The sequence below is a fragment of the Frigoribacterium sp. CFBP9029 genome, from assembly GCF_034045305.1.
Taxonomy (GTDB): domain Bacteria; phylum Actinomycetota; class Actinomycetes; order Actinomycetales; family Microbacteriaceae; genus Frigoribacterium.
In genome coordinates this window covers 100015-121280 of record NZ_JAXCWB010000005.1, presented here as the reverse complement: position 1 = coordinate 121280, position 21266 = coordinate 100015, and the positions used below count along the sequence as shown (strand labels likewise).

Annotated in this window: 21 protein-coding genes; 10 read left to right on the top strand and 11 right to left on the bottom strand. The window is 72.8% G+C overall.

What is annotated here, in order from left to right; genetic code table 11:
• Nucleotides 1–30: 30 nt before the first annotated feature.
• The gene (locus SOM11_RS08655; RefSeq protein WP_320477787.1) at nucleotides 31–1329 is read left to right on the top strand and encodes a M18 family aminopeptidase; all 1299 of its coding nucleotides are present in this window, start codon (nucleotides 31–33) and stop codon (nucleotides 1327–1329) included.
• A gap of 43 nt (nucleotides 1330–1372) precedes the next feature.
• Here the strand turns inward: SOM11_RS08655 and SOM11_RS08650 are convergent, their stop codons facing one another.
• Nucleotides 1373–1957: an RBBP9/YdeN family alpha/beta hydrolase gene (locus tag SOM11_RS08650; RefSeq protein WP_320477786.1), complete on the bottom strand. Its 585-nt coding sequence runs from the start codon at nucleotides 1955–1957 to the stop codon at nucleotides 1373–1375.
• A 48-nt stretch (nucleotides 1958–2005) separates the two neighbouring features.
• On the opposite strand from SOM11_RS08650, the gene SOM11_RS08645 reads away from it, so the two are divergent.
• Nucleotides 2006–2539 (top strand): DUF1990 domain-containing protein, encoded by a 534-nt coding sequence (locus SOM11_RS08645; protein WP_320477785.1) that lies wholly within the window; start codon nucleotides 2006–2008, stop codon nucleotides 2537–2539.
• A gap of 28 nt (nucleotides 2540–2567) precedes the next feature.
• Nucleotides 2568–3659, top strand: coding sequence for an alpha/beta fold hydrolase (locus SOM11_RS08640; protein WP_320477784.1), 1092 nt, complete (start codon nucleotides 2568–2570; stop codon nucleotides 3657–3659).
• 126 nt (nucleotides 3660–3785) lie between these two features.
• On the opposite strand, the gene SOM11_RS08635 is transcribed toward SOM11_RS08640, so the two are convergent.
• The 3 genes from SOM11_RS08635 to SOM11_RS08625 form a co-directional block, all read right to left on the bottom strand.
• Complete coding sequence (locus SOM11_RS08635) at nucleotides 3786–5063, bottom strand: Nramp family divalent metal transporter (protein ID WP_192058936.1); 1278 nt, start codon at nucleotides 5061–5063, stop codon at nucleotides 3786–3788.
• A 105-nt stretch (nucleotides 5064–5168) separates the two neighbouring features.
• Nucleotides 5169–5876: a hypothetical protein gene (locus SOM11_RS08630; RefSeq protein WP_320477783.1), complete on the bottom strand. Its 708-nt coding sequence runs from the start codon at nucleotides 5874–5876 to the stop codon at nucleotides 5169–5171.
• Nucleotides 5877–5907: 31 nt separating this feature from the next.
• Nucleotides 5908–7314: a hypothetical protein gene (locus SOM11_RS08625; protein ID WP_320477782.1), complete on the bottom strand. Its 1407-nt coding sequence runs from the start codon at nucleotides 7312–7314 to the stop codon at nucleotides 5908–5910.
• 206 nt (nucleotides 7315–7520) lie between these two features.
• Here SOM11_RS08625 and SOM11_RS08620 point away from each other — a divergent pair, with 206 nt between their 5' ends.
• The 3 genes from SOM11_RS08620 (at nucleotide 7521) to SOM11_RS08610 (ending at nucleotide 10173) form a co-directional block, all read left to right on the top strand.
• Nucleotides 7521–8387, top strand: coding sequence for an HpcH/HpaI aldolase/citrate lyase family protein (locus SOM11_RS08620; protein WP_371740671.1), 867 nt, complete (start codon nucleotides 7521–7523; stop codon nucleotides 8385–8387).
• Nucleotides 8388–8538: 151 nt separating this feature from the next.
• Nucleotides 8539–9231, top strand: coding sequence for a PadR family transcriptional regulator (locus SOM11_RS08615; protein WP_320477781.1), 693 nt, complete (start codon nucleotides 8539–8541; stop codon nucleotides 9229–9231).
• Nucleotides 9232–9336: 105 nt separating this feature from the next.
• Entirely contained in the window at nucleotides 9337–10173 is an 837-nt protein-coding gene (locus SOM11_RS08610; RefSeq protein WP_320477780.1) for a hypothetical protein, read from the top strand.
• A 47-nt stretch (nucleotides 10174–10220) separates the two neighbouring features.
• Here the strand turns inward: SOM11_RS08610 and SOM11_RS08605 are convergent, their stop codons facing one another.
• From SOM11_RS08605 to SOM11_RS08590, 4 genes are all read right to left on the bottom strand, one after another.
• The gene (locus SOM11_RS08605; RefSeq protein WP_192058949.1) at nucleotides 10221–10580 is read right to left on the bottom strand and encodes a hypothetical protein; all 360 of its coding nucleotides are present in this window, start codon (nucleotides 10578–10580) and stop codon (nucleotides 10221–10223) included.
• Nucleotides 10581–10637: 57 nt separating this feature from the next.
• Complete coding sequence (locus SOM11_RS08600) at nucleotides 10638–11156, bottom strand: GNAT family N-acetyltransferase (protein WP_243215817.1); 519 nt, start codon at nucleotides 11154–11156, stop codon at nucleotides 10638–10640.
• A 95-nt stretch (nucleotides 11157–11251) separates the two neighbouring features.
• Entirely contained in the window at nucleotides 11252–12658 is a 1407-nt protein-coding gene (locus SOM11_RS08595) for a peptidoglycan DD-metalloendopeptidase family protein (protein WP_320477779.1), read from the bottom strand.
• A gap of 258 nt (nucleotides 12659–12916) precedes the next feature.
• The gene (locus SOM11_RS08590) at nucleotides 12917–13375 is read right to left on the bottom strand and encodes a MarR family winged helix-turn-helix transcriptional regulator (protein ID WP_192058953.1); all 459 of its coding nucleotides are present in this window, start codon (nucleotides 13373–13375) and stop codon (nucleotides 12917–12919) included.
• Nucleotides 13376–13430: 55 nt separating this feature from the next.
• Between SOM11_RS08590 and SOM11_RS08585 the strand changes: the two genes are divergently transcribed.
• On the top strand, nucleotides 13431–14675 hold the full coding sequence (locus SOM11_RS08585) for an FAD-binding protein (protein ID WP_320477778.1): 1245 nt from the start codon (nucleotides 13431–13433) through the stop codon (nucleotides 14673–14675).
• On the opposite strand, the gene SOM11_RS08580 is transcribed toward SOM11_RS08585, so the two are convergent.
• A complete protein-coding gene (locus tag SOM11_RS08580; RefSeq protein WP_320477777.1) occupies nucleotides 14672–15325 on the bottom strand; it encodes a histidine phosphatase family protein in 654 nt (217 codons plus the stop codon). The two genes, SOM11_RS08585 and SOM11_RS08580, sit on opposite strands and share 4 nt — an antisense overlap.
• A 33-nt stretch (nucleotides 15326–15358) precedes the next feature.
• Nucleotides 15359–16063 carry a DedA family protein gene (locus tag SOM11_RS08575; protein ID WP_320477776.1) on the bottom strand — a complete coding sequence of 235 codons (705 nt, stop codon included), beginning with the start codon at nucleotides 16061–16063 and terminating at the stop codon, nucleotides 15359–15361.
• A 183-nt stretch (nucleotides 16064–16246) separates the two neighbouring features.
• Here SOM11_RS08575 and SOM11_RS08570 point away from each other — a divergent pair, with 183 nt between their 5' ends.
• From SOM11_RS08570 to SOM11_RS08560, 3 genes are all read left to right on the top strand, one after another.
• Entirely contained in the window at nucleotides 16247–17197 is a 951-nt protein-coding gene (locus SOM11_RS08570) for an ABC transporter ATP-binding protein (protein ID WP_192058959.1), read from the top strand.
• Nucleotides 17194–18069, top strand: coding sequence for an ABC transporter permease subunit (locus SOM11_RS08565; RefSeq protein ID WP_243215812.1), 876 nt, complete (start codon nucleotides 17194–17196; stop codon nucleotides 18067–18069). The genes SOM11_RS08570 and SOM11_RS08565 overlap by 4 nt, the downstream gene beginning before the upstream one ends.
• A 132-nt stretch (nucleotides 18070–18201) precedes the next feature.
• Nucleotides 18202–19665, top strand: coding sequence for a DHA2 family efflux MFS transporter permease subunit (locus SOM11_RS08560; RefSeq protein WP_192058963.1), 1464 nt, complete (start codon nucleotides 18202–18204; stop codon nucleotides 19663–19665).
• 271 nt (nucleotides 19666–19936) lie between these two features.
• Here SOM11_RS08560 and SOM11_RS08555 read toward each other — a convergent pair whose 3' ends face one another.
• A complete protein-coding gene (locus tag SOM11_RS08555) occupies nucleotides 19937–20479 on the bottom strand; it encodes a hypothetical protein (protein ID WP_192058965.1) in 543 nt (180 codons plus the stop codon).
• Between the last annotated feature and the right edge of the window lie 787 nt (nucleotides 20480–21266).

The following is a 21266-nucleotide window of genomic DNA, read 5'->3' as shown; positions in this document are numbered from 1 at the left end:
CGGGCGACCAGGTGGTGCATGCTGGTTTCGATGACTTCTTCACGCCCTCACCTCGACGATCTCGCCCGTTTCATCACCGCCTCCCCCTCGTCGTTCCACGCCGCGGCGGAGGCCGCCCGGCGTCTCGACGAGGCCGGCTTCACCCGACTCGTCGAGACCGACGCCTGGCCGACCGGCCCGGGTGCCCGCTACATCGTGCGCGACGGCGCCGTCGTCGCCTGGATCGAGCCGACCGGAGCGGGCGCGACCACGCCGTTCCGCGTGGTCGGCGCGCACACCGACTCCCCCGGCTTCAAGCTCAAGCCGAAGCCGACGACCGGCACGCGCGGCTGGCTGCAGGCCGGCGTCGAGGTCTACGGCGGGCCGCTGTTCAACTCGTGGCTCGACCGCGACCTCGAGTTCGCGGGTCGACTCGTCTCCCGCACCGGCGAGACGAGCCTCGTGCGGACCGGCCCGCTGCTGAGGTTCCCGCAGCTCGCCGTGCACCTCGATCGCGGTGTCAACGCCGAGGGCCTGAAGCTCGACCCCCAGCGCCACCTGAACCCCGTCGTCGGGGCCGGCCCGCTCGACGAGGCCGACGTCCTCGGCCATCTGGCGGCGTTGGCGGGTCTGGCGCCCGCCGACGTGACCGGGTACGACGTGGTCGTGGCCGACACCGCGCCTCCTGCACGTCTCGGTCTCGACGGCGAGCTCTTCGCGGCCGGCCGCATGGACAACCTCACGTCGACCCACGCCGGGCTCGTCGCCCTGATCGAGACCGCGGCGAGCGCAGGAGGCGCGGGTGCGGAACTCGATCACGTCGCCGTCTTCGCCGCCTTCGACCACGAGGAGGTCGGTTCGGCGACGCCCTCGGGCGCCGCGGGTCCGATGCTCGAGGATGTGCTGGCCCGCGTCTCGGACGGCCTCGGAGCGACCGCCACGGATCACCGGCGCGCCCTCGCGGCGTCGTGGTGCCTCAGCGCCGACGCCGGTCACGCCGTGCACCCGAACTACCCCGAGCGCCACGACCCGGCCAACCAGCCGATCGTGAACGGCGGTCCGCTGCTGAAGATCAACGCCAACCAGCGATATGCGACCGACGGGCTCGGGGCCGCCGAGTGGTCGAGGGCGTGCGAGCAGGCCGGGGTGCCGTTCCAGGAGTTCGTGTCGAGCAACGCCGTGCCCTGCGGCTCGACGATCGGGCCCATCACGGCTACACGGCTGGGCATCCGCACCATCGACGTCGGGGTGCCGCTGCTCGGCATGCACTCGGCCCGCGAGCTGTGCGGCGCCGACGACCCCGGGTACCTGTCGCGCGCCGCGGCGGCGTTCCTCGCCCCCGTCGCCTAGACCTCCCGAGGGCGGTCGCGTCGGCGGACCCCCGACGGTCGGCTCAGGCGAACGCGTCCGCGGCCGGGGTGCCGAGCGCCCAGGCGAGCATCTCGGGCCAGGGCCCGAACCCCGAGTCGGGGGTGAGGTGACCGCCTCGGGGCACGAGGTGGAGCGGGGCGTCGACCCGCGCCTCCCACGTGTCCTGCAGGCCGAGCGGCAGCCACTCGTCGTCGTCGCCCGCCACCACCACCGCCTCGGCGGCACCCGCGGGCAGGAGCCGCCCGTCGAAGGCCTCGCCGGCGACGAACGCGCGGATGCTCTGGCCCGCCACGAGCTCGGGCGACGGCGGCGACACCAGCGCGACGCGATCCACCCGAGGAGGCGCGTCGCCGGTCTGCAGACGCAGCCAGAGCACCGACGCGAGGCTGTGGCAGATCACGGTGACCGGGCCCTCGGGCAGGGCGGCGAGTTCGGCGCGCACGCTCGCCTCCCAGACCGCGAGGTCGGGATCGTCGGCGTCGGGCAGCTGCGGATAGCGGACCACGAGGCCGCGCGCGGTCAGCTCGTCGGCCAGCCGATGCTGCCAGTGATCCGCAGGCCGGTGGTTCTGCCAGCCGTGCAGCACGAGATACGAGGAAGCGGTCACGCGTCGATCCTCCCCCGTCGACGCGACTCGTCGTGGCAGGCTCGACCCATGACGTCATACGCGGCCCGCGGATTCGGCGAGGCCCTGACCGTCGACGGCCCGATCGGCTTCGACGCCCCGCCGCCTCACAGGTTCCGGGTCACGCGTCGATCGCGGGTGATCGGCCGCGGCGACGCCGTGTTCCGAACCGCCGGCGACGCCGTGCTGCGCTTCGAGGTGCACCGCGGATCGGGCTTCGTGCCGCTCGACGTGCCCGCAAGGGTCGCGCCGGGCGTCTCGAGCATGTGGGCGGTGACCCTCGGCCCCCTCCGCCCCGCGGTGGCCTGCCGCGTGATCGACGTCGTCGACTCGCCCGCCGAGATCGGATTCGTCCACGCCGCGCTCGTCGGCCACCCGCAGCGCGGCTTCGAGAGCTACGTCGTTCGACGGCACCCCGACGGCACGGTCACCCTCGACATCCGCGTCGTCTGGCGCCCCGCCGCCTGGTGGATGCGCGCGGCCGGCCCGCTCGGAGCCCTGGCCCTGTCGCTCATCCTGCGCCGCAACCTGCGCGCCCTCGACCCGGCCGTCGCCCGCGCCTGAGCCGCCGGGCTCGTGCCACACTGTGTCGATGACCGCCCGACGCCGCCATGCCGGCTCCCCCAGGCGCGCCGCCGCACGCGACGCCGCCCGTGCGTCGGAGGTCGATACGACCGTCAGGGTCGAACGGATCCGCAGCGGCGACCTGTACGTGCGCGTCAACACCATCGGCCAGTCGGGCGAGCGGCCCTTCGTGCTGGTGCCCGGCATCGGGGTGTCGTCCGACTACTTCGAGCGTCTCGCGCCGAACCTGAACGAGTTCGGCCCCGTGCACGCGCTCGATCTGCCCGGCTTCGCCGGCGTGGCGCACCCGGGGCACGCCCTGACGATCCGCGAGTACGCCGACCTGGTCGGCGCCGCGATCGACGGCCTCGGGCTCGACGACCCCGTGCTGGTCGGCCACTCGATGGGCACCCAGATCGTCACCGACCTGGCCGCCCGACGCCCCGACCTCTCGACCCTCGTGCTGATCGGCCCGGTGATCAACCCCGCCGAACGCCGCGTCGTGACCCAGGCGCTGCGGTTCGCGCGGGCCGCCTGGCACGAGCCGGGGCGCGTGAAGTTCCTGGCCGTCAGCGCCTACGTGCTCTGCGGGGTGCGGTGGTTCTCGCGGATCCTGCCGAAGATGATGACGTACCCGATCGAGGACCACCTGCCCGACGTGCGGGCCGACACCCTCGTGATCCGCGGCGAGTTCGACGCCGTGGCCCCCCGCGACTGGGTGCGACGAGTGGGCGAGCTGCTGCCGTCGTCACGACTCTGGGAGATGCCCGGCGCGGCGCATTCGGTCATGCACGCCCACGCCGAGGAGGTCGCGAAGCTCTGCGTCGAGCACGCTCAGCAGCCCATCGACACCGACGAGGGCGAGCAGCTGCACCACTACGACGATGCGAGCGACGGCGACGAGAGCGACGACTTCAGCCCCAGCCCGAGCGACTTCGCCAAGGCCGTCGGGGCACGGCTGCGGGCGACCGTCGCGACGCTGAAAGGCGACGACGAGGCCCTGGCCGCGGCCAAGACCGACCACGCCGAGTCGATGCAGGCCGCCTTCGATCGGCGCCAGGCCGAGAAGGCGGCGGCCGGGGTCGCACCCGACGACGGCCCCCACATCGACCCCGCCTGAGCCCCCGCGGCCGCTCGGCCAGCGTCGCATCCGCTCGATGAGTCACGACACGCCGCCCCCTCCACGAGACGCGCGGCGTGTTGTGAATCCCCGACCCGCGCCTCCCCGGCCCGCGGCGCCCGCGGCTCAGGCCCCGGTCACCGTCAGCCAGATGAGCGCGAGGTTGAGCGCGACGACCACGCCGACCGCGATCCACGCCGCGATGCGGATGCCCAGCACGTTGCGGCTCTCGCCCATCAGCGACGCGTCGCTGGTCGCCCGGACGAGCGGCACCAGCGCGAACGCGATGCCGAAGCTCAGCACGACCTGACTCAGCACGAGCAGCCACGTCGGGCTGATCCCGGTCGCGAGCAGGACGAGCGCCGGCACCAGCGTGACGACCCGCCGCACGAACAGCGGGATGCGGATCTTCAGCAGACCGCGCATGATCTCGGCGCCCGCCATCGACCCGACCGACGTCGAGGCGAGCCCGGAGGCGAGCAGCCCGACTCCGAACAGCACCCCGACCAGCGGGCCGAGCGCCTCGGTGATCGCCGCATGGGCTCCCGGGATGGTGTCGGTGCCGGTCCGCCCCTGCAACGTCGAGGCCGCGAGGACGAGCATCGCGATGTTCACCCCTCCGGCGACGAGGAGGGCGAGCACGACGTCCCACCGGGTGGCCTTCAGCACCCGCCGACGGTCGGCGCCCACGGCGACGTCGCCGTGGTGGTCGCGGACCAGCGCCGAGTGCAGGTACACGGCGTGGGGCATGACCGTCGCGCCGAGCATCGACGCCGCCAGCAGCACCGACTGCGCGTCGTCGAAGCGGGGCACGATGCCCGCGAGCATGCCGCCGGCCGACGGCGGCGCGAAGAGCAGACCCGCGCAGAAGCCGATCGTCAGCACGGCCAGCAGACCGATGATGATCGTCTGGAAGACGTGACCGCCGCGGTAGCGGGTCAGCATCAGGATGCCGAGCGACACGACGCCGGTGATGACGCCACCGAGCACCAGCGGCACCCCGAAGAGCAGCTGCAGCGCGAGGGCCCCGCCGATCACCTCGGCGACGTCGGTCGCCGCGGCCACCAGCTCGGCCTGGCCCCAGTAGGCCAGGCGGCGCTTGCGCGGCAGGCGCCGACCCATCACCTCGGGCAGCGACTGCCCGGTGACGATGCCGAGCTTCGCCGACAGGTACTGCACGAGCACGGCCATCGCGTTCGCCGCGACGAGCACCCAGAGCAGCAGGTAGCCGTACTGGGCACCCGCTGTCAGGTTGGCCGCGACGTTGCCGGGGTCGACGTACGCGATCGCGGCGATGAAGGCCGGGCCGAGCAGTACACCGCGGGGTCTCGGGTGGGCGGGGGCGCGGCGGTCGTCGACCCGCGCCTCCTCGGTGTCCGTCGGTCGTGCGTCATCTGTCGCCATACGACGACCCTACACAAAGTTCGGTGACCCGAACTTTCACTCTCGGCACAGAGAAATGCCCGGGTCGAGACCCGGGCATCACTCGTGCGTCCGTGCGGCGAGGACCTACTGCGTGGCGACGGTGATCGTCGCGACGCCGACGAGCAGCTCGTCGGGCACCAGGTCCGTCTCGAACGTGGTGTTCAGCAGCTCGGCCGCCTCGGAGCTGACGTGGACCGTCGTGCCCTCGAGGACGGCGTCGGTGCCCTCGGTGCGCAGCGGCTCGAGCGTGCCCCCCCAGAGGTTGAAGAGGTAGGCGTGCCCGGCGGCCGGCTCGCCGTTGACCGAGACGTCGCCGTAGAGCTTCGAGGCACCGGGGTCGATGTCGAAGTTCGTCAGCTCGACGACCGTGTCGCCCGAGCTGAGGCTGATGCCCGAGCCGTCGTGCTGGATGTCGCCCTGCACGTAAGGCCGCACCTCGCCCTCGGGGTCGTAGTACGAGACGTTGCCGCCCGTGATCGGGAACGAGAACGCGCCGTCGGCGAAGGTCGCGTCGCCGACGGGGGCCGGCGTGAGACCGAGCAGCGTGAGCGCGCTGGTGAAGCTCTCGTCGACGGCGACCTGCGTGTCGACGCCGCCGCTCAGATCGGGCACGACGGCCAGCGGGGTGGCCTCCGATTCGGGCAGCTCGGGGTTCTCGCGGTGGATCGGGGCCGTGTTGTTGCTCTCGGAGTCCGACGTCGAGTAGCACGCCGTCAGCGAGAGGGCGAGGCCGCCGGCGACGGCGACACCGAGGACGGCGCGGACGAGTGACGGGCGTGAGGTGAGGCGCATGGTGGTTCCTTCGTTCGGTCGGTCGAGCTAATCACACCTGGTCGGACGGGATGAAACGGTCGACCTTGCGGTGCCAGCGCTGCCCGAGCAGGCCGCCGAGCACGGCGCCGACGAAGCTCAGCACCACGACGAGGCCGATGAACACGATCGACTCGATCGACATGGCCGAGGCGTCCGTCGCGCCGTCCGCTGCGGTCGCGCCGCCCAGCGACGAGAAGTCCGCGCCGAGCGACACGTAGGCGACGACCGCGAGGATCAGCCCCACGACGACACCCCAGAGCCAGGTGGCCAGACCCTGCTTGAAGCCCGAGAAGCGGGCGACGCGCGAGGCGGTGAACCCGCCGATCAGGTAGCCGAAGAACACGACGGCGAGCACGACGACCGCGGTCACGATCGACAGCACGTCGCCGTTGTCGGTGGCGAACCGCTGCATGCCGGTGAAGGCGTTCGACGAGCCGTCGGCCGATGCGGCTACCCAGGCGCCGACGATGCCTCCGTAGATCGCCATGATCACGAAGCCGAAGCCCGTGGCGGCGAACCAGCCGAGCAGACCGGCGCCGAAGCGGATGCCGCTGAACTCCTCCTTCTGCTGCGTGAGCAGATCGCGACGGACGGCCACGTGGTTGATCCCGCCGTCGGCGACGAGCGGGTACGAGCCCGTGCCGGGCTGAGCCGGGTACGAGGCGGAACCCTGAGTCGGGCCGGCGACGGTGGGGGCGTCGTCACGCGAACGCGAGCCGTGCTCCGCAGCCGAGGAGGCGCGGGTCGGGTCGGACGCGATCGGCGCGACCACGGTGGGGGCGTCTCCGTCGCGGTCGGTGCGGTCGGTGCGGTCGTCGCCCACGGAGCGGTCGCGGTCGCTCGCGTCGCCGTGGTCGCCGCGCGAGGCCTCGGCGGCCCGGAGGGCCTCGTCGTCGTGCAGCGTGCGGCGCTGGTTGTCGTCACCGCTCGTGGCGGACCAGGCGCGTGCGGGCGGAGCCGTGGGGGCGACCATCGGCGGCACGGCCGCGGTCGGCGCGTCGGCGTCGCGGGTGTCGCGGGTGCCGTCGTCGTCGCGTGCGTCGGCGGGGACGGGCTCGATGACCTCGGTCTCGCCGTCGCGGTCGCTGCCGTCACGGTCGCCATCGCGGACGTCACCGTCGCGGTCGCGGACGTCACTGCCGTCGCGGTCGGCGGCCACCGGCGCGGCGAACGGGTCGTTCGAGGGCACGGGCGCGCCGGCCTCCGAGGCGTCGGCGGGGGCGGTAGCCGGGAACGCCGGGGCGCCGAAGTCGACGGCGGGCGCGTCGGCCGGTGCGGACGCCCCGCGGTCGTCGTAGGCGCCGTCCGACTCGTCTCGGCGGTCCTCCGGGGCGACCGCGGGCTCGCGCGGTGTCGTCTCGTCGGCGTCTCGGTCGTGGTCGGGGCGGTCGCTCCCGGGAGTGCGTGCGTCCGTCATGTCAGGCTCCTCGTACGTCGTAGCCCGTGGTCCGGGCCCTGTGATCCTCCTGAACGGTACGCCCCGCGGGCTCCCGAGGCCGGGAGGCCCGCCCGACCGCGGGAGGACTCCGCACCGGGGCGACCGGTAGCGTGGTGCCGACCGACGAGCGAACCGAAGACGAGGACGTCATGACCGACACCGCCGACAGCACTCCGACGGGGGCCATCCCCACGCAGACCCCCGGGTCGTCCGACCGTGCGGCGCGCCGCCGGCCGAACCCCGACATCGCCCGTTCCTGGCTGCTAGTGCCGGGCACGGCGCCCGACCGCTTCGACTCCGCGGCCGCCTCGCGCGCCGACCAGATCGTGCTCGACATCGAGGACGCCGTCGACCCGGCCCGCAAGCCCGCCGCCCGGGCCGACGTGGTGTCGTGGCTGCGCGACGGCGGCAGGGCCTGGGTCCGCATCAACGACCACTCCACCGAGTTCTGGTCGGACGACGTCGACGCGCTGCTCGGACTCCCGGGTCTGCAGGGCGTGATGCTCGCGAAGACCGAGGCCCCGGAGGACGTCACCGAGACCTTCGACCGGCTCGGCGGCTCGCTCCCCGTGCTGGCGCTCGTCGAGTCCGCCCTCGGCATCGAGGAGAGCCCCGCGATCGCGAAGGCCCGCGGCGCCTACCGCCTCGCGTTCGGCAGCGGCGACTACCGCCGCGACACCGGCACCAGCGCTGACGACCTGGCGATGGCCTACCCCCGATCGCGCCTCGTGGTCGCCAGCCGCATCGGCGGTCTGCCCGGCCCGATCGACGGTCCGACCGTCGGCAGCAGCCACCCGGTGCTGCGCGAGCAGTCGTCGGTCGCCGTCGCCCTCGGCATGACCGGCAAGCTCTGCCTCGACGTCGAGCAGCTGCCCGTCATCAACGAGGTCATCAGCCCCACGCCGTCGGACGTCGCCTGGGCGCAGGACTTCCTGGCCGACTTCGAGAGCCGCGGCCGCGTCATCCGCGACGGCAGCGACCTGCCCCGCCTGGGTCGCGCGCAGAAGATCGAGAAGCTCGCCTCGGCGTTCGGCGTGCTGCCCTCGAGCTGACCCGGCGATCCACGGACAGAAGGAGGCGCACCCACCCGGGTGCGCCTCCTTCAGTCTGTCCAGATGGTTGACAGACGATAGTCGGCGACATATCTTTGACGCATCGCGACACGTTGTCACGAGCAGACCACATCCCCGAGAGGAGTACCCCATGGGTACCGACACCATCTTCGAGAACGACGGCGACCCTCGTCGCCACCACCATGACTCCGACGAGCGCGGCGCGACGTCCGGCTCCGACCCGTTCGGCCACGGCTCCGGCGGCCGGGGTCGCTTCGGTCGGCCCTTCGGGCGCGGCTTCCGCCCCGGCCAGGGCTTCGGCGGCTTCGGCCCCGGCGGCCCCGGCTTCGGCGGACCCGGGTTCGGCGGACCCGGCTTCGGCCCGGGTCGCGGCGGGCGTGGCCGTGCCCGCCGCGGTGACGTGCGCCTCGCCATCCTGTCGCTGCTCGCCGACGCCCCGTCGAACGGCTACGGCCTGATCAAGGCGATCGCCGAGCGCACCGACGGCGCCTGGAAGCCGAGCCCCGGGTCCGTCTACCCGACGCTGCAGCAGCTCGTCGACGAAGAGCTGATCGTCTCGGACGAGGCCGCGTCGAAGAGCGTCTTCAGCCTCACCGACGCCGGCCGCGCCCACGTCGCCGAGCACTCCGCCGAGATCGAGAAGGCGTGGGCCGCGACGGCCGACGACGCCAGCGACTCCGACCGCGAGTTCCAGACCAGCCTGATGAAGCTGATGGGCGTCGTGAAGCAGTTCCACCACGACGGCAGCGAGGCGCAGCGCGTCGCCGCCACCGCGAAGCTGGACGAGACCCGGCGCGCGCTCTACGCGATCCTGGCCGACTGACCCGCGCCGCGCCTCCTCGGCGGCGGGCGCGAGCCCTCGCGGCACGGGCTCTCGGGGCACGGGCTCTCGGCGGGCGCGCAAGGTGCCGTGCCAGAATCTCGCGCCGTGACCGACTCGACCCCGCGCCCGCCCCTGCCCGACGACATGTCGCAGGCGGTCACCGTGCGGAGAGACGACGACGTCGCGCCGAGTCTCGCCAGCCCGTGGCGTGAGGTCCGCATCGACTTCGTCGTCCCCGAATCGTCGGCGGCCGCGGCAGGGGAGGTCCGGCGGCTGCTGCCCGAACCCGAGCTGCACTGGGCGCCGGGGCTGCGACGGGGCACCCTCGCCGTGCTGCCGCACCCCGCCGCGTTGACCCGCGTGCTGCTGAGTTGGGAGTGGACCGTCGCCGCGGCGGACTTCTCGGTGCACTCATTCGACGACTCGCCGTTCTCCGCCGACGAGCGGGCGGCTCTCGAGAGCTGGCTGCGCGGCGCGGCAGCGCGCCTGCAGCTGCTCGACGGCGCGCTCGAGGCGGCCGTGGAGCGGGCCGTGACCGACGTGGCGTCCGGCAGCGACCGGAGCGCGCCTCCTGCAGGGGTCCCCGACGGGCCGGTGGTCGGAGCCGTCCTCGGCACGCGGGTCGCCGTGCCCGACGCCCGTTCGGCGCACCCGCGAGTCGACGTCGCGCTGCCCGACGGGGCCGACCCGGGGTGGGAGGTCTTCGTCGACGCCGTCGACGGCGAGCGACTCGGCTATCGCCGCACCCTCGACGACGACGGCGAGCCCTACGCGTTCAGCTATCTCGTCGCCGACCATGTCGACGACGTCTCACCCGACGACCTCCGGCACTGGCACGATCAGCACATCCACCGGCAGCTGCTCGCCGACGACGTGCGGCAGGCCTACGTGCACCTGCTGGCGGGTCTCGACGCGCCCGCATCGGTGACGTACTCGGGCTGACAGCGGCCCGGCGGCCCGGCGACGGACCCGACCCCGCCGACCCGTCGCTACGGGCGCTCGTCGACGATCGCGACGAACCGGCTGCCGACGCCGGCGACCTCGCGACGGGCGAGCCCGGGCTGAGGGTCGGGGAGCTCGTCGACGCCGTGGTCGTCGCAGCTGAGCCAGGTGTAGTCGGGCCACCACTTCTTGGGCCGGGCGGCCTCGTGGAACCCGCAGACGACGCAGGCGAGGTCGACCCAGACCGGCTTGCCGGTGCGGTTGGCACGCGACTGCACGAGCCAGGCTGGCGGCGACTTCTCGAGCTCGACCAGCTCGTCGACGGTCAACCGGGCGGGGATGCCGTGCCGCTTGGCCATCTCGAGCGGGATGTCGAGTTGCAGGGCGGCGTCTCGTCGCGTGATCACGGCACCCACCTTAAGCGACCGACGACCGCGACGCAGCACCCGTGAGGCGGTCGGCGCTCAGGCGAGCACCCGCTCGAAGCAGATCGACGTCGGGATGGTCGTGATGTAGGGCTCGTAGGTCGGGATCGGAGTCCAGCCGACCTTCTCGTAGAGCGCGACGGCGTCGGGCTGACGGTCGCCCGTCTGCAGGATGAGGCGTCGAGCCCCGGCGGCGCGGCCGATCGAGTCGAGCTCGGCCATGATGAGCCGACCGATGCCCCGGCCACGACGGGCGCCGTCGACGATGACCCTCTTGACCTCCCATTCGCCGTCGCGGTCGTAGAGAACGGCGTGCCCGACGGCCTCTCCGTCGTCGGCCACGACCAGCACGGTCGCTCGGACGTTCTCGGGGTGGACCGTCAGTGCGGCGTCACGGGCCGCGGCCTTCTCGGCGGGCTCGTGGGGGTCGCGGCCGACCGAGTAGACGGCCGTCATCTCGGCGTCCATGCGGGCGCGGAGCTCGCGGGCGCGGGGGTCGTCGTAGTCGACGCGTTCGAGGTGGAGGGGAGGGAGCTCGGTACGGGGTGCGTTCGTCACCCGACGATTCTCCTCCTTCTCGCACCTCGTCCGTGCCGCCGAGGAGGCGCGGGTCGAGTCCGCGAGGAGGCGCGGGTGGAGCCCGCGAGCGGCGACTAGCGGAGGCTGACGCCGCGAGCCGACATGAACGGCACCGGGTCGGTCGAGCCGCCGTTGATGCGCGTCTCGAAGTGCAGGTGGCAGCCGGTCGAGTTGCCGGTGGAGCCGACCAGGGCGATCAGCTGACCGGCGGCGACCGACTGGCCGTTCGCGACTCGGATGCCGCCGTTGACGATGTGTCCGTAGGCGGTGCTGACGCCGCCGCCGTGGCTGATGCGGACGTAGTTGCCGTACCCGCCGTAGTAGCCGGCGTAGCTCACGGTGCCTGACGACGCGGCGTAGATCGGGGTCGAGCAGCCCGGTGCCAGGTCGACGCCGTCGTGCAGCTTGTAGACGCCGGTGACCGGGTTGATGCGATAGCCGTAGGGGCTCGACATGTAGCCGCCGCTCGGGCGGACCCAGCCGCCACCGCCACCGCCACCGCCACCGGTCGAGGGGGCCGGGGTCGAGGGTCGGCTCGGCGCCGGGGCCGACGGGGTCGGGGCGCTCGGGCGGGCGGCTGCTGCGGCCTGAGCGGCTCGAGCGGCCTCGGCCGCTGCGGCGGCAGCCTGCTGCTGCTGACGCTGCAGCTCGGCGGCGACCCGGGCGGCCTCCTCTTCGCGGGCCTTCTTCTCGGCGGCCAGACGCTGGCGCTCGGCCTCGACGCCGGCCTCGTAGTCCTGCTGGGTCTTGGCGGTGGTGTCTTGCAGCACGGCGAGCTGGGCCTGCAGGGTCGCCTCGTTCTCCTGCTGCGCGGTGACGGCGGCGAGGGCGGCGTCCGACGCGGCCTGCGCCTCCTGCATGGAGCTCTCGGCGTCGTTCCGCAGACCGACCAGCGCCTTCTCGGCGACGGCGGCCTGATCGCTCAGCGACGCGGCCACGTTGCGGTCGGTGACCGCCTGCTCGCGGATGCCGTCGGCCTGCTCGGTGATCTTGCTCATCGCGCCGAGGCGGTAGAGCAGATCGCCGGCCCCGGCCGAGTCGCCGACCAGCTGGGTCGAGACGTCGCCGCCGCCGGTGCGGGCGAGCTGGGCCGAGACCTGACCGGCCCGCTGCTCGCTCTCGTCGGCGACCCTGTTCTGCTCGTCGACCTGCTTCTGAAGCTCGGCGAGCTTCGATGCGGCCTCGTCGGCGTCGCTCTGGGCCGCTTCGAACTCGGCGCCCTTCGCCTCGGCCTCGGCCTGGGCGTTCGCGGCGTCGCTCTGCAGCTGGCCGAGCAGCGACTGGAGCTCCTGGATCTGAGCGGCCTTGGTGTTCTCGTTCGCGACCGCGGCTCGGACGTCGTCCCAGCTCGGGTACGTCGCGGCCTTCGCCGGCGAGGCGCCCATCACCGTCCCGCTGACCACGAACGCCAGGGCGAGCAGCACCGTCAGGACGGCGGCGGGCAGGCTCCGGAGGTGGGAGGCGGACGCGGGGGAAGTCACGGAGGTGGAACCAATCTCGAAGTCGACACCGGTACGGGGAGGCAGGAAGCGACCGCACGAAGTCCGGGGAACCCGCTCAGCCTAAGTGCCAGACCACCGAAGGGTAAAGCCTGGGATGAATGTTGACGCAGGGCGGCCTGTCCCCAATCGGGGTGTCTCATGCGTTCACACGAGTCACACGAGTCACACCCGTTCACCGAGATGTACCCCGCGGTGTCCCCGCAGCGTCACCTGGGAGGGCAGGAGGCGCGGGCCGGGTCAGACCGTCGGGCGGCCGCTCGGCTCGTCGTCGCGGTAGGCCGAGTTGAGGCGTCCGAGCGACTCGGCGAGGGCCGCGACGTCCGCGGCCTCCCACCCCTCGAGGCGGGCGGCGAGAGCCTCGCGATTGGCCTCGATCGATCGGGCGAGGAGCGAGAGCCCGGCCTGCGTGACCGACAGCGCGCGCCCTCGTCGCGGCTCGCGGTCGTCGTCGCCCTGGATGAGCCCGAGCTCGGCGAGGTTCGCGAGCTGCCGCGACACCGTCGACCGGTTGAGCGAGAACTCGGCCGCGAGGTCGATGGCCCGACGACCCGGCTCGGCCGCGATGACGTCGAGCAGCGAGTGCTCGACGAAGGTCAGCGGCGAGCTGCGACGACGCGCCCGGGCCACGGCCCGGCGCGAGACCAGCTCGAGCTCGGCGTAGACGTCGTCGATGCCGGTCGGTGCGGGGTCGGTCACGGTCCGAGCCTAGGCCGCACGGGCGCGACTCGGATCGGGCGGGCAGACTGCGGCCATGGCGACGACGCGGAACTGGTCAGGCACCCTCACGTACTCCGCCTCGCGCATCGTCAGGCCCGAGTCGGTCGCCGAGCTGCAGGAGGCGGTGGCCGGCTCGACGCGGATCCGCGCCCTCGGCACCCGCCACTCGTTCAGCGACGTCGCCGACGGCACCGGGGTGCTCGTGTCGACCACGGCCCTCCCCCTCGACCTCGTCGTGTCCGCCGACCGCCGGTCGGCGACCGTGGGCGCGGGCGCCACGTACGGCGCCGTGGCGCAGGCGCTCGAGGCCGAGGGTCTCGCCCTCGCGAACATGGGGTCGTTGCCGCACATCTCGGTCGGCGGCGCCGTCTCGACCGGCACGCACGGCTCGGGTCGTCGGCTGCAGAGCCTCGCCGGCTCGGTCGCCGCCCTCGAGATCGTGGGCCCCGACGGTGCGATCCGCTCGGTTCGGCGGGGCGATGCGGAGTTCGCCGGCAACGTCGTCGCCCTGGGGGTGCTGGGGGTCGTGGTCCGCATCACCCTCGACGTCGAGCCGTCGTACCGCATGCGGCAGGACACCTTCGTGGGGCTGCCCTGGTCGAGCGTCGACGACCACCTCGTCGAGGTCATGTCGGCCGGGGCGAGCGTCTCGTTCTTCCATGAGTTCGACGACCGCATCCGCGAGGTGCTCGTGAAGTCCCGGGTGCCGGCCGATGCGCACGACGTGACGGTGCCCCGGCGACTCTTCGGCGCCTCCCGGGCTCCGGTCGACGAGCACGCCGAGGTGACGGGCGGCTCGCAGACGCCGATGGACGGCAGCGTCGGCGCATGGCTCGACCGGCTGCCCCACTTCCGCCTCGATGCCACGCCGTCGAACGGGTCCGAGCTGCAGAGCGAGCACTTCGTCGCACTCGGCGACGGTGCGGCGGCGCTGCGGGCCGTCCAGCTGCTCGGAGACGACCTCCGCCCGCACCTGCACACCTGCGAGACCCGCACGGTCGCCGGCGACGACCTGTGGTTGAGCCCCACCCCGGTCGACAGCCTCGCAATCGCGTTCACCTGGCGGAAGCACCCCGTCGAGGTGGCGGCCCTCGTCGAGCGGGTCGAGGAGGCGCTGCGTCCCTTCGCACCGCGCCCGCACTGGGGCAAGCTGACGTCTCTCCCGCCCGCGTCGATCGTCTCGCGGTATCCGCGGTTCGGCTCGTTCGTCGAGCTGATGCACGACGTCGACCCGGGTGGCACGTTCCGCAGCCCCTACGTGGACCGACTGCTCGGCTAGAAGCCCTCGCCGGTCGGGTCGGCGTCGGTATTGTCGTCGAGCTCGGGGCCGCCGACCGGGGCGCCCTGCCAGGCGACGAGCCGCCAGCCCGACGCCGGATCGCCCTCGAGCACGACGACACCGGTGTTCTCGAGCGGATGCTGCGCCACGAACTCGGCGGACCCGTGCGATCGGGAGCCGCACCAGCCGCGGATCGCGGCACCGTGGCTGACCACCGCGACCGTCTCGTGACCCGAGGCGACGGCGCCCGCCACGGCGGCGTCGAAGCGGGCGAAGAACTCGTGGCCGTCTTCGGAGCCGGGCAGCCGACGGTCGAGATCGCCGGACACCCACGACACGACGGCGCCCAGGTAGGTCGACACCGCGTCGTGATCGCTGCGCGCCTCGAGCTCGCCGGCGATCACCTCACGGAAGCCGGCGACCTCGATCGGCTCGAGGCCGAGCGCTGCGGCGAGGGGTGCCGCCGTCTCGTGCGTGCGTCGCAGCGTGCTCACGTAGAGGGCGCCGATGGACTCGTCGGCGAGCGCCGCGGGCACCGCTGCGGCCTGCCGTCGACCGAGGTCGGTGAGACCCGGGCCGGGTGCGGCGGTGCCGAGTCGGCCGACGACGTTGTCGGGGGTCTGACCGTGGCGGATGAGGAGGAGGCGCATGCCGACCACCCTAGAGGGGGCCTCCGACACTCCTCAGCGGCGGTCGGTGGAGGTGGCGCCGGCCACCGCGTCGGCCGCGGCGCGCTCGCGGCGGCCCCGCAGCACGCTCCGCAGCCCGGCGATCAGGACGGGTGTCACCGAGAGCAGTACGAGCACGATCGCCCACACGTCCACGTGGTCGCGGATCAGCGGGATGCCGCCGAGCAGCGAGCCGAGCACCACCATGCCGACGGCCCACACGAAGGCGCCGACGACGTTGAAGAGGAGGAACTTCGGGTAGCGGTAGCCCGCCGTGCCCGCCGCGAGGGGCACGTAGGTGCGGACGATCGGGACGAACCGGCCGAGGATCAACGAGACGCCGCCGTACTTGGCGAAGAACGCCTCGGCCTTCTCGAGGTGCGCCGTCTTGAGGATCCGCGCGTCGGGCGTGAACCAGCGCCGGCCGAAGCGGTTGCCGAGGAGGTACCCGACCTGGTCGCCGAGGAACGCCGCGACGAAGGCGCAGAGCGCGATCGTCCAGACCTGCAGGCCCAGGGCCTCGTGCAGCAGCCCGGCCGTGAACAGCAGCGAGTCGCCGGGCAGGAACGGGAACAGCACCCCCGACTCGATGAAGATCATGATCGAGATCCCGGCGAGGGCCCACGGCCCGAGTGCGGGCAGCAGCGACTCGGGGTCGAAGAGCAGGAATCCGCCCGAGGCGGCGGGCAGGGCGGAGGCGAGGAGGGAGGCGGTGGTCACCGGAGGACTGTAGCGTCCGCGCCTCCGGACACCGCGCCTCCTCGTCCCTTCGGAGGACTCCCGCCCCGCCCGATCTCGTCCGCCCGAGGGATATCGCCCGTGAGGGCCGGCTCCTAGGCTGACGTCTGGACGAGGCCGTCGCTGACGGCCCCGCGACCTGCGACAAGAGGAGACATCCCACCGATGATCGAAGCCCATGGCTTGACCAAGAGGTACGGCGCCAAGCTCGCCCTCGACGACGTGTCGTTCACCGTCAGGCCCGGTCTCGTGACCGGGTTCCTCGGACCGAACGGCGCCGGCAAATCGACCACGATGCGCATGATCGTCGGGCTCGACCGGCCGACGGCCGGCTCGGTGACGGTCAACGGCCGTCGCTACGCCGACCACACCGCGCCCCTGCACGAGGTCGGCGTGCTGCTCGACGCCAAGGCCGTGCACAGCGGCCGCTCGGCGGCGGACCACCTGCTCGCCATGGCGGCGACCCACGGCATCGGCAGATCCCGTGTCAAGGAGGTCATCGCCCTGACCGGTCTCGAATCGGTGGCGAAGAAGCGCGTCGGCGGCTTCTCGCTCGGCATGGGGCAGCGCCTCGGCATCGCGGCGGCCCTGCTCGGCGACCCGGCCACGGTCATCCTCGACGAGCCCGTCAACGGCCTCGACCCCGAGGGCGTCGTCTGGGTGCGCACCCTGGCGCGGCACCTCGCGGGCGAAGGGCGAACCGTGTTCCTCTCGTCGCACCTGATGAGCGAGATGGCGCAGACCGCCGACCACCTCATCGTCCTCGGCCGGGGCCGCGTGCTCGCCGACTCCCCCGTCAGCGACGTCATCGCCCAGGCCTCGGGCGAAGCCGTGCGCGTCCGCAGCCCGCGGGCCGACGACCTCGTCCGACTCGCGCAGACGCACGACGTCGCCGTCACCCCCGTCGAGCCCGGCCTCGTCGAGCTGCGCGGCATCACCGCCGAGCGCGTCGGCGAACTCGCCGCCTCGTCCGGCATCGTCCTCCACGAGCTGACCCCGTTGGTCCGCTCGCTCGAAGACGCCTACATGACCCTGACGCAGGACTCCGTCGACTACCACGCCGGAGGCGCGCCCACCACGGCCGCGTCCCCCACCACCGAAGGGGCCCAGCGATGAGCACCAGCGCTCCCACCAGACAGTCCCGTCCGCGCTCCGCCGGGGGCGGGGTCACCTTCGGCGGCGTCCTGCGCTCCGAGTGGATCAAGCTCCGGAGCCTCCGCTCCACCGTGTGGTGCTTCGCCATCATCGCCGTGCTGATCATCGGATTCGGGGCGCTGTTCAGCGCCGTCGCCTCCGGCTTCGAGGGCATGGAGTCCACGCCCGAGCAGCAGCAGTCGCTCGCGGCGTCGGTCACCACCATCGGCGTCGCCTTCGCGCAGCTGGTCGCCGCCGTGCTCGGCGCGCTGATCATCACAGGCGAGTTCGGCACCGGCATGATCCGCTCGACCTTCGCCGCCGTGCCCCGCCGCACCCCGGCGCTCATCGCGAAGCTCATCATCGTGGCCATCGGCACCTTCGTGGTCTCGGCCATCAGCCTCGCCATCACGTCGCTGCTCGCCGTGCCCCTGCTGCGCGGCGTCGACATCGAGCTCGACCTCGCCGACGGGAAGTACTGGCTCTCGATGCTCGGCGCGGCCGCCTCGGTCGCGTTCATGGCCATGATCGCGTTCGGTCTCGGCATGATCATCCGCAACAGCACGGGCGCCATCGCTGCGGCCATCGGAGTCGTCTTCGTGGTGCCGATCCTGTTCTCGATCGCCATGGGCCTCGTCTCGGGCACCTGGGTGTACTCGCTCAACGAGTTCATCCCGCCGACCGCCGCCTCGCGGATCTACGAGTACGTGGTCGACGGCAGCTCTATGCTGACCGCTCCCGCCGTCGACGGAGCGATCCGCCTCGAGCCCTGGCAGGCGCTGCTCGTGCTCGTCGGCTGGGTCGTGGCGCTGTTCGCCGCCGGGCTCGCCCTCGTCAAGCGCCGCGACGTCTGACCCACCCGCACCGCGCCTCCTCGGCGCTCTGGACGGTCCGGTTCGACCCATCCTCACGGATCGGGAAGAACCGGACCGTCTCGTGCGTTCGGACGCACAGGCACACCCGCCGTCACCCTCGAGGAGCCCCATTTGACCAGCGCGACATCCCCGGCGACGACCACCGAGCCCCTCGACGACGACGGGACGGCGGCGCGCAACAAGCTCGTCATCGGCCTCCTGCTCGTCTCGGCGTTCGTCGTCATCCTGAACGAGACGATCATGGGCGTGGCCCTGCCGAGCCTCACCCGCGACCTCGACATCACGGTCACGGCCGGCCAGTGGCTGACCACCGGCTTCATGCTGACGATGGCGGTCGTCATCCCGATCACCGGGTTCCTCCTGCAGCGGTTCAACACCCGACCCGTGTTCATCACGGCCATGAGCCTGTTCAGCCTCGGCACCGCCATCTCGGCCGTCGCACCCGGGTTCGGCGTGCTGCTGCTCGGCCGCGTCGTCCAGGCCTCGGGCACGGCCATCATGATGCCGCTGCTCATGACGACGGTGCTCACCCTCGTGCCGCCGGCGACCCGCGGGCGCACGATGGGCAACATCTCGATCGTCATCTCGGTCGCTCCGGCGATCGGACCGACCATCTCGGGCGTCATCCTCAGCGTGCTCGAGTGGCGCTTCATGTTCATCCTCGTGCTGCCCATCGCGCTCGCCGCGCTGGCGCTCGGAGCGGCCCGCGTGAAGAACGTGACCACACCGAAGAAGGTGCCGCTCGACGTGCTGTCGGTGATCCTGTCGGCCTTCGCCTTCGGCGGCATCGTGTTCGGGCTCAGCTCGATCGGCGAGGGCGCCGAGGCGGCCGTGCCGGCGTGGGTGCCGCTCGCCGTGGGCGCCGCCGCGCTCGTCGTCTTCGTGCTGCGTCAGCGTTCGCTGCAGCGCCACGACCGCGCCCTGCTCGACCTGCGCACCTTCTCGTCGCGCACCTTCACCATCTCGGCGACCGTGCTCGGCATCGGCATGATCGCCCTGTTCGGCACGTTGATCGTGCTGCCGATCTACCTCCAGAACGTGCACGGCCTCGACCCGCTGTCGACCGGTCTGCTGCTGCTGCCCGGCGGGCTCGTGCAGGGGCTGCTGTCGCCGGTGGTCGGTCGCCTCTTCGACAAGCACGGCCCCACCGTCCTGCTGGTGCCCGGCACCATCCTGGTCAGCGCCGTGCTGTGGTTCATGTCGACCGTCTCGGAGGCGACCCCGATCCCGATGATCCTCGGCGCGCACGTCGCCCTCAGCATCGGACTCGCGTTGATGTTCACCCCGCTGTTCACGTCGGGGCTCGGCTCGTTGCCGTCGAACCTGTACTCGCACGGCAGTGCCATCGTCGGCACGGTGCAGCAGCTGGCCGGCGCAGCCGGGACGGCGGTGTTCATCACGGTCATGACCCTCGCGACGACGGCCGCCGCGCGCGGTGGCGTGGTCGACGTCGCCGCGACCGGCGCTGGCGTGCGGGCGGCGTTCCTCGTCGGAGCGATCATCTCGGTGTTCGCCGTCGTCGGAGCGTTCTTCGTCCGCCGCCCCGCACAGGACGCCCCGCCCGTCGCGCACTAGCCCCGCCCCTGGCGCCCCGTGGCCTCGCTTACGGGGCGCCGGGCCCCCGGCGGAGCGCCCGCCCGGGGCCCCCGGGCGTGGCGCGCGCCCTGTCTGCGACGCCCCGCCTCCCTCAGCGCCGCTCACCCCGTCGCCGCCTCCGCCTCCCCCCAGCCCCGCTCACCCCGTCGCCGCCTCCGCCTCCGCCTCCCCCAGCCCCGCTCACCCCGTCGGCGCCTCCGCCTCCCCCGCGCCGCTCGTCCGTCGGCGCCTCCGCCTCTGCCGGCGCCGCTCACCCCGTCGGCAACTCCTGCTCCCTGCGGCGCCGCGGAACGGCGAGCCGCCAGTGTCTGCGCCCCCGCGGCCCGAGGACTCGCGGCAGGCAGGAGTTGCCGACGTGTGCGACGGGTCTCGGCCCTCCCGCGGTGGAGATCAGAGCATCGATCGCCGCTGCCGTCTCCTCCCACGTGTCGCGCACCATCAGCGTGCCCGCCCGGAACGGGATGCGGCCCTCGCGCGCGATCGCGGCGTCCTTGAGGCGGTCCTCGTGGAACCTCTCCTCGTGGTGCTGCCGCCCGTCCGTCTCGAACCCGATGATCCCGTCGACGACCATGTCGATGATCCTCCGCGAACGTCCGACGGGCACCTGACGGCGCACATGGTGCCCGGCGCACCTGAGGCGAGTGCCGGCGGCGCTCTCGAGAATGCTCTCCGCGCCTCCCTCGCTCCACGCGACGAGGCCCGCTGCGTCGGCGTGTTTCCGAGACAAGACCTCCGCGGCATCGTCGTCATCGAGAACCACACCGGCCTGCCGGGCCCAGTCCACGAGGATCACGGCGTCTTCGAGTGATCGTGCCTCGACGACGGCCCTGGCGAGAGCGTCACGGGGGTCGACCGACCAGGCGGTGCCCCTCTCGCTGAGATCGAGCGGGTCCCAGACGACCCGGATGCCGCGACGCCGCCGGAGGCGCGAAGCCGTCTCGGGCACGGACACGGTGATCGGCGGGCGCGTCCACGCCCAGGCACCCAGCGCGTGGAGAGCCGCGGCCCCGGTCAGTCGCCCGCCGATGCTGACGGCCACGTATCGCGGATCGGTTCGGTCCCAGGTGGAGTACCAGCCCCTTCGGGGCCGTGTCACTCCTCGAGAGCGGACGGCGGCCGTGAGGTGCCGGTCGGTGGCTCCGTGAGCCACCAGGTCGCGCTTGTGCAGGAGGCCCCCGGCGGAGATGACGAGTTCGGCGATCGTGGTCATGCCGACACAGCGTGCCCAAGACCCGCCCGGCTCCGTGCCGAAGACCTCTGCACTGTGGAGAGACGGGGAATCGGCCCGTCTGGGGACGAGGGATCGACCACGTTCGGCCTTCACCTGGGGATGACGAGACCCGGCGCTGACAACTCCTGCCTCCTGCGCACACGAGGGCAGCCGCCCGGCGAACGCACCGGCCGAGACGACCGCAGCCAGGAGTTGCCGACCAGCCGCCGGAGCGGAGTGCGGGTGTCGGACGCACCGTTCAGGTGCGCATCGGTACCGCCGCCCGGGTCGAGACCCAGAGGCCGGCGTCGGAAACTCCTGCTCGCTGCAGCACGTCACGGGGCATCGCCTGTTCCGGCCCGTGCAGGCG